The 13,175-nt window shown below is 61.5% G+C and carries 13 protein-coding genes; 3 read left to right on the top strand and 10 right to left on the bottom strand.

The window, feature by feature from the left end; translation table 11 throughout:
* Nucleotides 1-15: 15 nt before the first annotated feature.
* Entirely contained in the window at nt 16-405 is a 390-nt protein-coding gene (locus DCO57_RS00640; RefSeq protein WP_205756044.1) for a metalloregulator ArsR/SmtB family transcription factor, read from the bottom strand.
* Nucleotides 406-632: 227 nt separating this feature from the next.
* On the bottom strand, nt 633-2,153 hold the full coding sequence (locus DCO57_RS00635) for a LysM peptidoglycan-binding domain-containing protein (protein WP_116696927.1): 1,521 nt from the start codon (nt 2,151-2,153) through the stop codon (nt 633-635).
* Nucleotides 2,154-2,367: 214 nt separating this feature from the next.
* Here DCO57_RS00635 and DCO57_RS00630 point away from each other — a divergent pair, with 214 nt between their 5' ends.
* Nucleotides 2,368-2,985, top strand: a complete 618-nt coding sequence (locus tag DCO57_RS00630; RefSeq protein ID WP_116696926.1) for a TIGR00730 family Rossman fold protein — start codon at nt 2,368-2,370, stop codon at nt 2,983-2,985.
* A gap of 126 nt (nt 2,986-3,111) precedes the next feature.
* Here DCO57_RS00630 and rarD read toward each other — a convergent pair whose 3' ends face one another.
* The 5 genes from rarD to cysS form a co-directional block, all read right to left on the bottom strand.
* Nucleotides 3,112-4,035, bottom strand: a complete 924-nt coding sequence (gene rarD / locus DCO57_RS00625; protein ID WP_116696925.1) for an EamA family transporter RarD — start codon at nt 4,033-4,035, stop codon at nt 3,112-3,114.
* 124 nt (nt 4,036-4,159) lie between these two features.
* Complete coding sequence (gene cimA / locus DCO57_RS00620; protein ID WP_116696924.1) at nt 4,160-5,755, bottom strand: citramalate synthase; 1,596 nt, start codon at nt 5,753-5,755, stop codon at nt 4,160-4,162.
* Nucleotides 5,756-5,830: 75 nt separating this feature from the next.
* Nucleotides 5,831-6,328: a GFA family protein gene (locus DCO57_RS00615; protein WP_116696923.1), complete on the bottom strand. Its 498-nt coding sequence runs from the start codon at nt 6,326-6,328 to the stop codon at nt 5,831-5,833.
* Nucleotides 6,325-6,819, bottom strand: a complete 495-nt coding sequence (locus DCO57_RS00610) for a GFA family protein (RefSeq protein WP_116696922.1) — start codon at nt 6,817-6,819, stop codon at nt 6,325-6,327. The genes DCO57_RS00615 and DCO57_RS00610 overlap by 4 nt, the downstream gene beginning before the upstream one ends.
* 84 nt (nt 6,820-6,903) lie before the next feature.
* Nucleotides 6,904-8,319: a cysteine--tRNA ligase gene (cysS, locus tag DCO57_RS00605; protein WP_116696921.1), complete on the bottom strand. Its 1,416-nt coding sequence runs from the start codon at nt 8,317-8,319 to the stop codon at nt 6,904-6,906.
* Between the two features lie 275 nt (nt 8,320-8,594).
* On the opposite strand from cysS, the gene DCO57_RS00595 reads away from it, so the two are divergent.
* Nucleotides 8,595-10,265 carry a L,D-transpeptidase family protein gene (locus DCO57_RS00595; RefSeq protein ID WP_208977711.1) on the top strand — a complete coding sequence of 557 codons (1,671 nt, stop codon included), beginning with the start codon at nt 8,595-8,597 and terminating at the stop codon, nt 10,263-10,265.
* A 72-nt stretch (nt 10,266-10,337) separates the two neighbouring features.
* Here the strand turns inward: DCO57_RS00595 and DCO57_RS23440 are convergent, their stop codons facing one another.
* A complete protein-coding gene (locus DCO57_RS23440) occupies nt 10,338-10,760 on the bottom strand; it encodes a hypothetical protein (protein ID WP_165814591.1) in 423 nt (140 codons plus the stop codon).
* Between the two features lie 9 nt (nt 10,761-10,769).
* Between DCO57_RS23440 and DCO57_RS00585 the strand changes: the two genes are divergently transcribed.
* Nucleotides 10,770-11,111 carry a metalloregulator ArsR/SmtB family transcription factor gene (locus DCO57_RS00585; protein WP_116697308.1) on the top strand — a complete coding sequence of 114 codons (342 nt, stop codon included), beginning with the start codon at nt 10,770-10,772 and terminating at the stop codon, nt 11,109-11,111.
* 31 nt (nt 11,112-11,142) lie between these two features.
* Here the strand turns inward: DCO57_RS00585 and DCO57_RS00580 are convergent, their stop codons facing one another.
* Together DCO57_RS00580 and DCO57_RS00575 are read right to left on the bottom strand one after the other, a co-directional pair.
* Nucleotides 11,143-11,658: a CreA family protein gene (locus tag DCO57_RS00580; RefSeq protein ID WP_116696918.1), complete on the bottom strand. Its 516-nt coding sequence runs from the start codon at nt 11,656-11,658 to the stop codon at nt 11,143-11,145.
* Between the two features lie 170 nt (nt 11,659-11,828).
* On the bottom strand, nt 11,829-13,028 hold the full coding sequence (locus DCO57_RS00575; protein WP_116696917.1) for an MBL fold metallo-hydrolase: 1,200 nt from the start codon (nt 13,026-13,028) through the stop codon (nt 11,829-11,831).
* Nucleotides 13,029-13,175 lie beyond the last annotated feature (147 nt).

The raw sequence follows: 13,175 nt of genomic DNA, 5'->3' as shown, positions 1-13,175 counted from the left end.
GCCTGTATTTCATCGTTATTCGCTGTTGAGAGCCGGTTGTTCCCCCGGAGGACCGGAAGGGTCATCTGTATCGAGACGGGCCCAGAACTCGTTGGCGCTTTGCTCCGCCTGACGCAGCTTTTCCCGGTTCAGCAGGTAGTGGCAATTGCGCCCACGGGTGTCGCAGGACAGAAGACCTGCATCCTTGAGCACCTGCAGGTGCTGGGAAACGGTCGACTGGGCCAGCGGCAGGTGATTGACGATCTCCCCGCAACAGGCACCGGCCTGCCGGGCAAGCTGTCTGACGATCGCAAGACGCGCCGGATGGCCCAGCGCACGGAAGATGGCGGCGAGCTCCTCGCAATTCGACATTTGCTCCTTCGACGCCGCGCATCCGTTTTCCGACGGCAATCCCGTCCCGCTCATTTCTCGGCTCCCGCGAAGCTCTCCTGTTTTCCGGGCACACAGGGCATCGGTCGACAGGTTGTCAGGGTCGGACAGGGCATCCCGCCGTCCGCAAGGCGCGGACAGGAAACCCGAATTGTCTTATCGGTGATATGCGATGGATCGCCCTGAAAACAAGGGGGCCGACAAAAAAGACGGGACGCCGGCTGCGGCATCCCGTCCCTTGTAGGGAGCGTTCCGGCCCGGCGTCAGCCGTTGTCGGCCGGTGCCTGCGGCCAGTTCAGGTCACCTTCAGGCGTCAGGAAGACCTGTCCGGGATAAATGAGGTCCGGATTGCGGATCTGGTCCTGGTTGGCCTGGTAAATGGTGGTGTAGCGAACGCCGTCGCCATAAAGACGGCGGGAAATCCGCCACAGATTGTCGCCCTTGCGGATGATGACCACCGGCAGGGACTTGCGAACCTCGGCCCCCTGCCCTTCGCCGGCACCGCTGGCACCGGTCGCAACAACCTTGGTCAGGACGATCTGTTTGTCCTGTTCCTTTTCAAAGGTCACGGCGGCGCGTGCATCCACAGAGTTGCCGTCCTCGGCGATCAGGTCCGCACGCACCTCCACATTGCCTTCGGCAACGTTCTTCGTGCCCTGCACAAGCCACTTGCCGCCGGAATCGACCTTCGCCTCTCCCTGAAAATCCTCGCCCACATAGACGCGAACGGAGGATCCGGGCTCACCCGTGCCGGCGACGTAAACCTTGTCCTTTTCCGATTCGACCGCTTCGACCGTCACGGTCGGCGCCGCCGGACCGGTATTGCCGGCTGATCCCGCTTCCGCGCCTGCTGCAGGGGCCTGGACGGCGTTGCTGCCGGCGGTCTCAAGTGCGCTCTTGGAAGCGGCCGGCGCATCCGTGGTCTCAGGAGCCGCTGCCACCTGCTGCGGCGCATCGGCAGAAGTCTGCGCGGCTGGCTTCGTCCCGGCCCCCGCCTTGCCATCTGCTGCGGGTTCCGTTTCTCCGGCGGCAGTCCCGGAGGAGGCGATCACGGACTCGGAGCCGTCTGCTCCCGCTGTTTCCGGCTCTGCCGGGGCCACGGCCACGCTCTCTTCCTTTGCAGTTTCATCTTTTGCGGCAGCCGGATCTTCCGCGTCGGGAGCGTCCCCGGCCCGGGCCACATCCTGTCCGGCATCCGGTTTCTGCAGGATGTCGGACGGGCCTTCCGGCGAATTGAGGACAACAAGAGGCTGCTCGTTTCCGCCTTCCGGAACGGACACCGCCACACGCTGCTCGGATTGCGAGAGCGTAACGCCCTTTTCGTCATGGACTTCCAGTCCGACGTCATAGTCACCGGGTTTCAGCGGTTCGTCGAGAATGATGGTCCATTCTCCCGCTTGGTTGGCGATGCTCTTGCCGACCACCTCTCCATTGGCGGTCAGGGCGACGATCGCGCCAGCGACGGAGCGTCCGGCCACGACGGTCTCGCCGGTGGGTTCGACACCGACCACATCGAAGCTCGGCCCTTTCAGGGCGGCCGTGTCGGCAGCCTGCCCGTCCGGTTCCGCCGAGGTTGTCTCCGCGACCTGATCTGCGGGGGACTGCGTGTCCTCGACGGCGGCCTGATCCCGCTCGGAAGCACCGGTTCCGGCAGGCGCGGAAACGGTCTCCGCGGGTTTCTGGAACGGCAGATGCCCGGTCTCGTTATAGATATATGCCGTAATCGCCACTGCCGCGGCCGGCACCGCTATGATCAATCCCCGGATCAGTGTCTGCTTGTTCATTGCTCATCCCATCAGAAAAGCGAAGGCATTCTCCGGTGCTTTTCTGAAACTGTCCCCTTCAGCACGACGCGGTATCGGACGCTGTCGCATAATTCCATCAGCTGTCATGCATAACCGCCTTTTAGAGGCGCGGCAAGAAATCCTGCTTGAAGACCAGAGGCCTGCAAACAGAATGCTTGACGATCCACCCGGCACGATGCCACATCTTTGAGTCATGAATACGGTCTCAAGAAATCAGCTTACAAGCGTGTGTGTGTATTGCGGCTCCAGCTTCGGCTCGGATCCCTCGCACGAGGCAGCCGCAACCCGGCTCGGACAACTCATTGCCGAAGCGGGGTTGCGCCTGGTCTATGGCGGCGGCTCCGTCGGACTGATGGGGACGGTCGCCAATTCCGCCCTGGAATCGGGAGGCACCGTCACAGGGATCATCCCGCGTTTCCTGGAGAAGCGGGAAGTGATGCTGGATTCCCTTGAGGATCTGATCGTCACCAAGGACATGCACGAGCGGAAGCATCTGATGTTCCAGAAGTCGGATGCCTTCATCGCACTGCCCGGCGGCATCGGAACGCTCGAGGAAGCCGTGGAGATGATGACCTGGGCGCAACTGGGTCAGCACCGCAAGCCGGTGGCACTTGCCAATATCAACGGTTTCTGGTCGCCGCTGCTGAAACTTTTCGATCACATGCGGGCGCAGGGCTATATCCGGCCCGACAGCGAAGTCCCCTATCTGGTTGCCAATCGGATCGACGACATCCTGCCGATGCTGCGCCGGTCACTGTCAGGGGACCCTGAGGAAATCGCGTCCGAATTCGTCTCGGTTTCGGATCTGTAAAACCTGTCGCGTTGAATTGGCTTCAGGAATTTGCCCGGGTGCATTTGCGATGCAATCGCGGCCCCGGGCGTCTTCCCGACTCCATGACTGCGCTTGAGCGTGAAACGCTCTCCAAGATGTGAACCCCTAGGTCACGATCTTCCGGCTGTTCCGGTACCGCCGCCAGCCGTCATAGGTGAAGACGGCCAGTGCGGCCCAGATCAAGGCAAAGCCCATCAACCTGGTCTCGTCCAGCGGCTCTCCCCACAGATAGACCGCCATCAGGAAATGCATGGACGGTGCGAGATACTGCATCAGTCCGAGCATGAAGAGCGGCACCCGCCGGGCCGCCGAGGAAAAGCAGATCAGCGGCAGCGCCGTGACGATGCCGGTTCCGGCCAGGGCCGCCAGCACAGGCAGGTCGTTGAGGACGAGGGCATCCACGCCCCAGCTCAGCTGCAGCAGCACATAGGCAGCGGCCAGCGGAAACAGCAGCAGCGTTTCCACAAACAGGCCGGGCGTCGCCTTCACCGGCGTGACCTTGCGGACATAGCCATATCCGGCGAAGGAAAACGCCAGAACGAGGGAGATCCACGGCAGTCCCCCGGCCAGAACAGCCTGCAGGACCACCGCCAGCACCGCGATGCCAACCGCGATCCACTGCCCGCGCGAGAGTTTTTCGTGCAGCACCAGAAGCCCGACCAGGATGCTCACCAGCGGATTGATGAAATAGCCGAGGGAGACATCAAGCACCTGTCTGTTGGAAATCGCCCAGACGAACACCAGCCAGTTCACGGCGATGAGACTGGCCGAGACGCTCAGGCCCATGAGCACCTTCGGCTGTCGGAAAACCTCCTGAACCTCCGGCCAGCGGCCGCGAAGATAGAGATACAGCCCGACAAACAGCACCGACCACAATATGCGGTGGGAGACGACGATATCGGCCGGAACGGTTTCGGTCAGCTTGTAGTAGAGCGGAAAAAAGCCCCACATGCCGTAGGCCGCGAGGCCGAACAGGAGACCTTGACGCAATTCGGCCTGCGCGTCGGTGTAGGGCACCGTCTGCGACATGGAAGTTCCTTTTCCCGATCGCCCGGCCCGCACGCAATGTCGCGTGAGGCGGTGCGATGGATCGAATATCGGTGGGTCTGCAGCCCTGGTGCGGACTGGCAGGAAGCTGCTTTCGCGACCTTCGTCAAGCGACGTTCGCCTTCATCAGCGCGAATGTGATGGAATCCGTCAGAGCCTGGAAGGAGGCATCGACGATATTGGAGGAGACGCCGATCGTGAACCACCGGCGGCGGGTTTTCGTGTCGTGGCTTTCGATGAGGACCCGTGTGACCGCGCCCGTTCCGCCATTGAGGATGCGAACCTTGTAGTCGACCAGTTCCAGGCCCTCAATGGCGGACTGATATTTTCCCAGGTCCTTGCGCAAGGCCATATCAAGCGCATTGACCGGACCGTTTCCTTCAGCCACCGACATCCGGGTCTCCCCGTCGATTTCGACTTTCACCACGGCTTCCGAAACAGTGACAAGATCGCCGATGGCATTGAACCGGCGCTCCACCATCACGCGGAAGGCGTTGACTTCGAAGAACCGGGGCACATCGCCGAGTTCGCGGCGGGCGAGCAGTTCGAAGGAGGCATCGGCAGCTTCATAGGCATAGCCTTCCGCCTCGCGTTCCTTGACCTTTCCCAGAAGACGGTCCAGCCGGGGATCGGCCTTGTCGACCTTGATCCCCACCCGGGCAAGCTCTCCGATCAGATTGCTCTTGCCGGCCTGATCGGACACCAGAACGCGGCGCTGGTTGCCGACGCTTTCCGGCGTGACATGCTCATAGGTCTGCGGATCCTTCAGGATGGCGGACGCATGAATTCCGGCCTTGGTGGCAAAAGCGGTTTCGCCGACATAGGGCGCCTGCCTGTCCGGAGACCGGTTCAGCACTTCGTCGAACGCATGGGAGATCGCGGTGATGTCCCTGAGCTGGTCGTCACTGACTGCGATCTCGAAGCGGTCCGCGAAAGCGGCTTTCAGCTTGAGCGTCGGGATCAGCGTGATCAGATTGGCGTTGCCGCAGCGCTCGCCCAGTCCGTTCAGCGTGCCCTGTATCTGGCGGACCCCGGCATCTACGGCCACCAGAGCGTTGGCCACCGCATGACCGGTGTCATCATGGGTGTGAATTCCGAGATGCGAGCCGGGCACGACGTCCTGAACCCGTGTAACGATATCGAAGATCTCGTCCGGCAAGGTGCCGCCATTGGTGTCGCACAGCACGACCCAACGGGCACCGGCCTGATAGGCGGCGCGTGCGCAGTCGAGGGCATAGTCCGGATTTGCCTTGTAGCCGTCGAAGAAATGCTCGCAGTCGATCATCGCCTCCTTGCCTGCGGCAACGGCCGCGGACACCGTGTCCGCGATGGACTCCAGATTTTCCTCGTTGCTGCAGCCCAGCGCCACCCGCACATGGTAGTCCCACGCCTTGGCGACAAAACAGCATGCATCGGAGCTGCTGGACAGGATCTCCTGGAGACCCGGATCATTGGCGGCGGACCGCCCTGCCCGCTTTGTCATGCCGAAGGCGGTGAAAAGCGCGTTTTCCGTACGCTTCCTGCTGAAGAATTCCGTGTCGGTCGGGTTGGCGCCGGGATAGCCGCCCTCGACGTAATCCACCCCGAGGCGTTCCAGAAGGCCGGCCACCACGATCTTCTCGTTGACCGAAAAATCGACACCGCTCGTCTGCGCGCCATCGCGCAGGGTCGTGTCGAATAGATAGAGACGTTCCTTGGTCATTGGCGTTTCCTGCCCGAGCCGGGCTGCATCACCGCAAAAGCGCAACGCAACCGGTCCTTTTTGTCTTGTTATCCGTTATCCGTTGTCCGTTTCGCCGGGCTGAACCGGCGGCCAGGTGTCCGTGTCGTGGTCGGGATGCTGGTTCGAGACGATTGAAGCCAGAAAGGCCAGCGTCCCGAAGTCGTCTTCAGTTGTGCGCGCCGGAATGTCGGCCATGTGGTCGGCATAGGGAAGCTTGCCCTCCACGCCGTACTGGATGACCGGAGAAATCGCGCTCGGATCGTCAAAAGCCCCAATCGCGAGCGCAACTCCATCCGGCGCTTCATACGTAAGCGGTGTCCCGCACTCCGGGCAGAAGCCGCGAGCAACCACGTTGGAGCTGTGAAACCGCTTTGGCTCGGCCCTCGTCCAGACGAGGTCCGCCTCGTTCGCTACGCCGACCAGGGGCGCGTAAAAGCCGCCGAACGCCTTCTGGCACATGCGGCAATGGCAGATCGACGCCTTGCCGAGTGGCCCTGAAACCCTGAACCGGATGGCACCGCATTGGCACCCGCCCGTGTGAACGTCACTCATGTCGCTTCGCAGCTCCAGCTTTCGGTCTCATGGTCGGGATGTTGCCGGTTCGTCGCCGCCACATCCCCGATACCACCCGGCAGGTCGTCCCGATTGGAGCGGGTTTCGCTCAGAGTGAACAAATCGCCATAGAACGGCACCCGCCCCTCAACCCCGGACTGTTCAACCGGGGTCACGGCCGCAACATCGTCAAGGCTGCCGTGGGTGAAGGCGATATGGTCGTCTCCCACCGTCTCGAAGGTGAGCGGCGTGCCGCAATTCCCGCAAAACCCGCGCCGGACCGGTTTCGAGGAATGGAACCAGGACGGTTCTCCGCGGGTCCATTGAAAATCTTCTTTCGCCGCGCCGATCAGCGGCAGAAAGAAATTCCCCGATGCCTTCTGGCACATGCGGCAATGACACAGATGCGGGTAGCCGACCTCCCCCGTCACCCGGTAGCGCACGGCACCGCACTGGCAGCCGCCGGCAAGATCTTTTGCGTCACTCGCCATCAGAAATTTTCCTCGCGGCAGGTGTCCGGCCGAGATGTCCCCGCAAAGGACAGGGGGGCTGCTGCATGTGCGCCAGACCGACCCTCACCTCTTGACCTCCCAGGTTGTCACCCGTTCGCCGGTTTCGGAGTCTTTTGAATCCTTTAGGAGAATTCCCTGAGATGTCAATTCATCGCGGATGCGGTCCGCTTCGGCCCAGTTCTTGTCCCGGAGCGCTGCCAGACGGGCCTCGACCGAGGCCTCGACGGCTGCCGGATCAATACCCGTCAGGTCGGCCTTGACAGGCGACAGGCCGAGCAGCGCCGCCGACGCGGAATAGGTCGGCAGCTTTTCCGGGTCCCTTGCCGCCTCGACCGCCAGGGCGTGCAGGGCCTGGATGGCGGCCGAGGTGTTCAGGTCGTCGCAAAGCGCCTCGACGACTTCAGGCGCGGGGTCGGTCCGGGTTGCCACCGGGTCCGGCCATTTGGCCAGAAGATTCTCCGCTTCTTCCAGCTTGCGCACCGAAAAATCGATCGGCTCGCGATAGTTGGTCATCAGCATGGCGAGCCGCAGCACTTCGCCGGGCCACTTCCTGCCGCCAAAGTTTTCCGTCTCCAGAAGTTCCTGGATGGTGAGGAAGTTGCCCTCCGATTTGGACATCTTCCTGCCTTCGACCTGCAGAAAGCCGTTGTGGAGCCAGTAGTTGGCCATGGTTTTCGTGCCATGGGCGCAACAGGACTGGGCGATCTCGTTTTCATGATGCGGGAAGATCAGATCCAGCCCGCCCCCGTGGATGTCGAACACCTTGCCCAGATGATATTCGCTCATGACCGAGCATTCGATGTGCCAGCCGGGACGCCCGCGGCCCCAGGGGCTCTCCCAGCCCGGCTCGTCACCGGAAGACAGTTTCCACAGCACGAAATCGCCCGGATTTCTCTTGTGCGCATCGACGGCGATACGGGCGCCGGCCTTCTGTTCGTCCAGCTTGCGTTTGGAAAGCCGGCCGTAATCGGGCATGGAAGCGGTGTCGAAGAGCACTTCCCCGCCAGCGACATAGGCATGTCCCTTTTCGACCAGCACCTCGATCATGGCGATCATGCCGGGGATATGTCCGGTCGCGCGCGGCTCGAAGGTCGGTTCCAGAATGGCGAGCGCGGCGATGTCCTTGTGGAACTGGTCCGCGGTTTTCTTCGTGACCTTCGCGATGGCCTCGTTCAGCGGCAGATCGGGATAGTCCCTGAGGGCTCTCGCGTTGATCTTGTCGTCAACGTCGGTGATGTTGCGCACATAGGTGACATGATCAGCGCCATAGAGATGCCGCAGCAGGCGGAACAGGACATCGAACACGATCACGGGCCGGGCGTTGCCGATATGGGCGAAGTCGTAGACAGTCGGCCCGCAGACATAAAGACGCACGTTTTCATCGTTGATCGCCCGAAAGTCTTCCTTGCGGCGCGTCAATGTGTTGGTGAGCTTCAAGCCCTTGAAAGTGCCGGTTGGTCCGGTCTCAGCGGCGCTCATGTCAAACGGTCTCCTGGCCGGCTGGCCGGGCGGTCCGTCTCAGGGGAAATCTTGCCATGAGGGAGCGGCCACAGCCAGCGGTGTCGCTAGCTGCAAATAATGGTGATCGAAATGATGTTCCGTGTGGCCGTCATCATGGGCGCTTTATGGACCGGAAGACGGAATGCGGTCAAGGCCGCAATTGTCGACAATTGCCGAAACCGGCGTCGTGACGTTTGCGCTTCGCACGACTTCGACTACTCTTTGCCGATTGGGAATCAAAGGGGGCTTTTCCCGTGAAATGCATTAATTCATTCCGTTCTATTTCTGCCGTTTTCCTGCTCTCGCTTGGTCTGGCACTCGCTCCGGCCCTGTCCGCCGGTCCGGCGCAGGCTCAGTCCGCCGCACCCGAGACCTCCGGAACCGAGACGAGCCAGCCACCGGCCGTCGGTGAACCGGCGACACCGATTGCACTGGCCATTCAGGCCACCCTCTCCGACGACATTCCTGAGGGGCTGGCGCTCCACTACCAGAAGAGAGCCTTCGCCCCTGTCTGGTTCGATGAAAACGGCATCAGCGAGAAGGCGCATCTGGCGATCGCGGCAATGGCCGCGGCCAACGACCATGCGCTCAATCCCAACAATTACGGTCCGCTGGACCTCGTTCATCTGTCGGAAACCGCCCGCACCCCGGATGAATGGGCCGCGTTCGACCTGCAGCTTTCCGTCCAGTTCCTGCGCTACGCCACCCACCTGTCCTCCGGCCGCATCCAGCCCAACAAGGTCAACAAGGCGCTGAACCTCTTCCCGGACCGGCCGGAGCCGGAAGTCCTATTCGAAACGGCGGAAAATGCTGTCGATTTCAGCGCGTTTCTGGAAACTCTCCCGCCGCAGTCCGACAATTACGCCCGGCTGAAGCGACGGCTTGCCCAATTCCGGAAAAAGGCCGCGGAGGGCGGGTTCACACCTGTCCCGGAAGGTGAAGTGCTCAAGCCGGGCATGAGCGATCCGCGCGTTGCCGTGCTGCGGACCCGCCTGATGGAAGAGGATATACCGGGCGCCGGCGATCATACGGGCGATATCTATGACGGCGCACTGGTCGAGGCGGTGAAGACCTTTCAGGACTATCACGGTCTGGAGATGGACGGTGTCATCGGCAAGAACACGCTGGCGCGCATCAACATCCCGATCCAGGAAAAGCTCATCCAGATGGAGCTGAACATGGAACGGCGGCGCTGGATGCGGGATGACCTGGGAGACTTCTACGTCTTCGTCAATCTCGCGGACCAGAACCTGAAGGTCGTGCGCGGCGGCAATACCATCCATACGGTTCGGGTCGTCGTCGGCAAGCCCTATCACGCCACACCGGTCTTTTCCGACCGCCTGGAATATGTGGAGATCAACCCCTACTGGAATGTGCCCTATTCCATCGCGACAAAGGAATATCTTCCCAAGCTGAAGAAAAATCCCTCGGCCCTGAGCGCGCAGAATATCCGGATATTCGAGAATGAAAGGGAAGTTCCGGCCACGCAGGTTGCCTGGAACAGCTACTCGGGCGGCAATTTTCCCTTCCGGCTTCGCCAGGATCCGGGGGATGGAAACGCGCTCGGGCGCGTCAAGTTCATGTTCCCCAACAAGTTCAACATCTATATTCACGACACGCCGTCGAAAACCCTGTTCTCGCGCTCCGAACGCGCCTTCAGCCACGGCTGCATAAGGGTTTCGGATCCCTTCGCTCTTGCCGATGTCCTGCTGCAGGAAGTCAGTTCAACGCCCGGTCACTGGGAACAGGTCCGCGACGGCGGAGAGCGGAAGGTCGTCAAGCCGCAGACCCTCATCGAGGTTCACCTGACCTATCTGACCGCCTGGATGAACAAGGATGGTTCCACCCACTTCAGAAAGGACATCTACGGGCGTGACAAAGTCCTGCTGGATGCACTGCGGACCGCCATGACGCAGAACCTTTAAGGGCAGCAACTTGTTGATTATCATAGAGTTTCAGTTTTGTTTAGATAACTGAACGCAAGCTGAACGTGCCACTCAGCAGGAGTTCAAGGCAGCGCCGGTAATCTCCGGGCAATCGAAACGGATTGCCGCCAGGAGACGACCATGTTGAACCGCCTTTTTGTCCTCATCTTCCTTACCATCGTGCTGGGTGGCCCGTTTGCCGCCATCATCGCGATCACCGACGGCACCAAGGCATTCGGCCAGGAAATGCAGCAGAAAAGCATGTGCCTGCTGTCCGGAACGGGCTGCGGCAACGGAAACATCATTGTCACGGCCGCAAGCCGGATATAAAAGCAACGTCAGATTGGCTTTTCCTCCCTGATGCACAGGATTGCGCGAGCGGAAAAGCGGATCGTCTATCAGCGTTGGCGCATCGTTTCCGCCATTGTCCGATCGCGGCGTGCTCCAGGGCAGGAACAGGTGCTCCTGCTTGCAGTTCTCCGGCATGTTTGGCAAGGTTGCTTCATGGACTATGACCTACTTGAAGAGAAGGCGGAAGCCGCCGCGGAGTTCCTGAAAATGATGGCGTCCGCTCCGCGCCTTCTGCTGATGTGCCTCGTTCTGGAAGAAGAGCGCAGTGTCGGGGAACTGGCGGAGAAGACGGGATTGCGCATGCCGACGGTCTCCCAGCAGCTTGCGCTCCTGCGCGCCCAGGGGCTGGTGACCACCCGCCGGGAAGGCACCACCATCTACTACAGACTTGCCAGCGAACCGGTAAAAGACATCATGGCAATGCTCTACAAGCATTTCTGCGCCGGAGCCGACCTGCCGGTGGCCAGTCATCTGGAAAGCCTCGAGGCGGAGTGATCCGCTTGCGGCGCCGTATGCTGCTTCCGCGTCAGTCTGTCAGGAAATCACCGCACTTCGGCGGCATCTGATCGCCCCAGGGCATCAGCGGAACGGTCGAGGTCGAGTTCTTCGGACTGCCTTCGATCAGCTTGTCGGAATAGACCAGATAGACGAGCACGTTGCGCTCGACGTCGCAGCCCCGCACAATCCGCATCTTCTTGAATACGAAGGACCGGCGCTGCCGGAACATTTCCTCGCCCTGTTCGAACGGCTCCTTGATGGTGACCGGCCCCACCTGACGGCAGGCCAGCGAAACGTCGGAGACTTCCTCGGCAACTCCAAGCCAGCCGGAAACACCGCCCTTTTCGGGAACCGTGAAATGGCAGGCGACGCCTTCGACAATCGGATCGTCGATCGCGTAGGTTGCCAGCTTGTGGTCCGGTGTCAGGAATTTCCAGACCGTTGATTTCTTGAAGATCAGATCCGGCTCGTCTGCGGCACGGGAGGCCCCTGCCCCCTGAACGCACAGGGCAAGAGCAAGAACGGTTGCGGTCAGGAAACGCATTGGAACCTCCGGGTGTGAAACGACTGACATGTGGGGTTGTCGGGACCGTCGTCAATAGGTCCCGTCCGAAGTCCCTGACCGCAGGATCGCGAAAGACTTCCGCAAGACCGGGACATGCGCCGCAACCGTGCGCAGATCCCGCTTCTGCGTAAAGAAAGGCCAGCAGATTGTCAGCGGGCGTTTTCCAGAACCTTTGCGGCGTCATCCCCGCCCGCAGTGTCTTGCGTCGCCCCGGGCTGCGCGGTTTCGTCCGCATCGGCACTATCTTCGCTGACCGGATCCCGATCGCCCGCTTCACCGGCCTGTTCCAGGGAGGCGGCAAATTCACTCTCGGCGACAAGCTCACTGTCGCTCTGAGCGGCTTCGCCCTGCTCCGGTGCAGCCTCTTCGGCCGGCTCCTCGGCCCCGCTGCCTGACGGGGTCTCCCCGAGGGCATCTTCCAGATCCGCCAGGCGTTCCCGTGTCCAGATCTGGGGCTGATCCAGTCCCAGTCCTTCGTCATAGGCCCTGGCGACATTCAGGGGCAAATTCATCTCGAAACCGGTCATGGCACCGAATTGCGGCGCCAGCGCATCCTGCACGGCCAGGAAGGTATCCTTCAGGCCGAGGCTCTGGGCGACGCAGGCATTGGCGGCGTCCTGCAGGGTCGTGACGAAATCCCGGGTCGTCTCGATGGCCGCCGTGACGGCGGCAGCACCGATTGCCGCACGGCCGCAACCAGGCATGAGTGCACTGGGCCGGAAGGCGGAGATCCGGTCGAGGGCGCGCGGCCAGTCGGCCAGATGCGCATCGCCGCAAAAGGGCACTGCGGACGTCTGAACCAGATCGCCCGCGAACAGCACCGCCCGTTCCGGCACCCAGACCACGAGGTCGCCCATCGTGTGTCCCCGGCCGAGATGCATCAGCCGCACATCCAGTCCGCCAAGGTCGATCGTCATGGAGGACGCGATGGTCATCGTCGGTCCGACGATGCCGGTGTCTTCCGCCAGCCCCTCGAAAAGGGCAGGCAGGCGTTCCCTGGAAACGCGGATCTCATCCCTGCCGCGGGTGTCCAGCATCCGCCGGGTCAGATCGGAGGCGACAATCTCTCCCGGCTCGAAAGCCGGAGCGCCGAGGCAGCCGTCTGCGTGAAAATGGGTCAGAACAACCTGCTTGACGGGCTTGTCGGTGACATCCCTGATTTTCAGGAGAACCTTTTTCGCCCGTTCGGGCGTCGCCTGAGCGCCCACCACCAGAACGCCCTTTTCGCCGATGACAACGCCGGTGCTGGAGCACCCGTCGGCGCTATAGGCATAACAGCCGGGCGCGAGTTTTTCGAACCGCTCGTTTTCGCCCGGAGCGATGCCGGACTTGTTCGTGTTGTCTACCATTGCGGCCTCGCTTTCCTTGCCGGCTGGCGGTCTGCCTGATCTTTTTGCATGCGGACAAACGCCTTTTTCTGTTGACTGCAGCGTCTCAGTTTCCATCGCTGATTCGCAAACTTTCATTCCCCAATTCGTTAACTAGTCCTTTCTTAT

It is taken from the genome of Labrenzia sp. 011, assembly GCF_003075075.1.
In the GTDB taxonomy this organism is placed as follows: Bacteria; Pseudomonadota; Alphaproteobacteria; order Rhizobiales; family Stappiaceae; genus Roseibium.
Note: the sequence above shows the minus strand (reverse complement) of the source record. Positions and strands in the feature narration are given on the sequence as shown.

Coding starts and splice junctions, on each gene's coding strand:
- DCO57_RS00575 (WP_116696917.1), bottom strand. CDS start 13,028: ATGGTAGACAACACGAACAAGTCCGGCATCGCTCCGGGCGAAAACGAG.
- DCO57_RS00585 (WP_116697308.1), top strand. CDS start 10,770: ATGGACTATGACCTACTTGAAGAGAAGGCGGAAGCCGCCGCGGAGTTC.
- DCO57_RS00615 (WP_116696923.1), bottom strand. CDS start 6,328: ATGAGTGACGTTCACACGGGCGGGTGCCAATGCGGTGCCATCCGGTTC.
- cimA (WP_116696924.1), bottom strand. CDS start 5,755: ATGACCAAGGAACGTCTCTATCTATTCGACACGACCCTGCGCGATGGC.
- DCO57_RS00635 (WP_116696927.1), bottom strand. CDS start 2,153: ATGAACAAGCAGACACTGATCCGGGGATTGATCATAGCGGTGCCGGCC.
- DCO57_RS00610 (WP_116696922.1), bottom strand. CDS start 6,819: ATGGCGAGTGACGCAAAAGATCTTGCCGGCGGCTGCCAGTGCGGTGCC.
- DCO57_RS00630 (WP_116696926.1), top strand. CDS start 2,368: ATGAATACGGTCTCAAGAAATCAGCTTACAAGCGTGTGTGTGTATTGC.
- rarD (WP_116696925.1), bottom strand. CDS start 4,035: ATGTCGCAGACGGTGCCCTACACCGACGCGCAGGCCGAATTGCGTCAA.
- cysS (WP_116696921.1), bottom strand. CDS start 8,319: ATGAGCGCCGCTGAGACCGGACCAACCGGCACTTTCAAGGGCTTGAAG.
- DCO57_RS00580 (WP_116696918.1), bottom strand. CDS start 11,658: ATGCGTTTCCTGACCGCAACCGTTCTTGCTCTTGCCCTGTGCGTTCAG.
- DCO57_RS00640 (WP_205756044.1), bottom strand. CDS start 405: ATGAGCGGGACGGGATTGCCGTCGGAAAACGGATGCGCGGCGTCGAAG.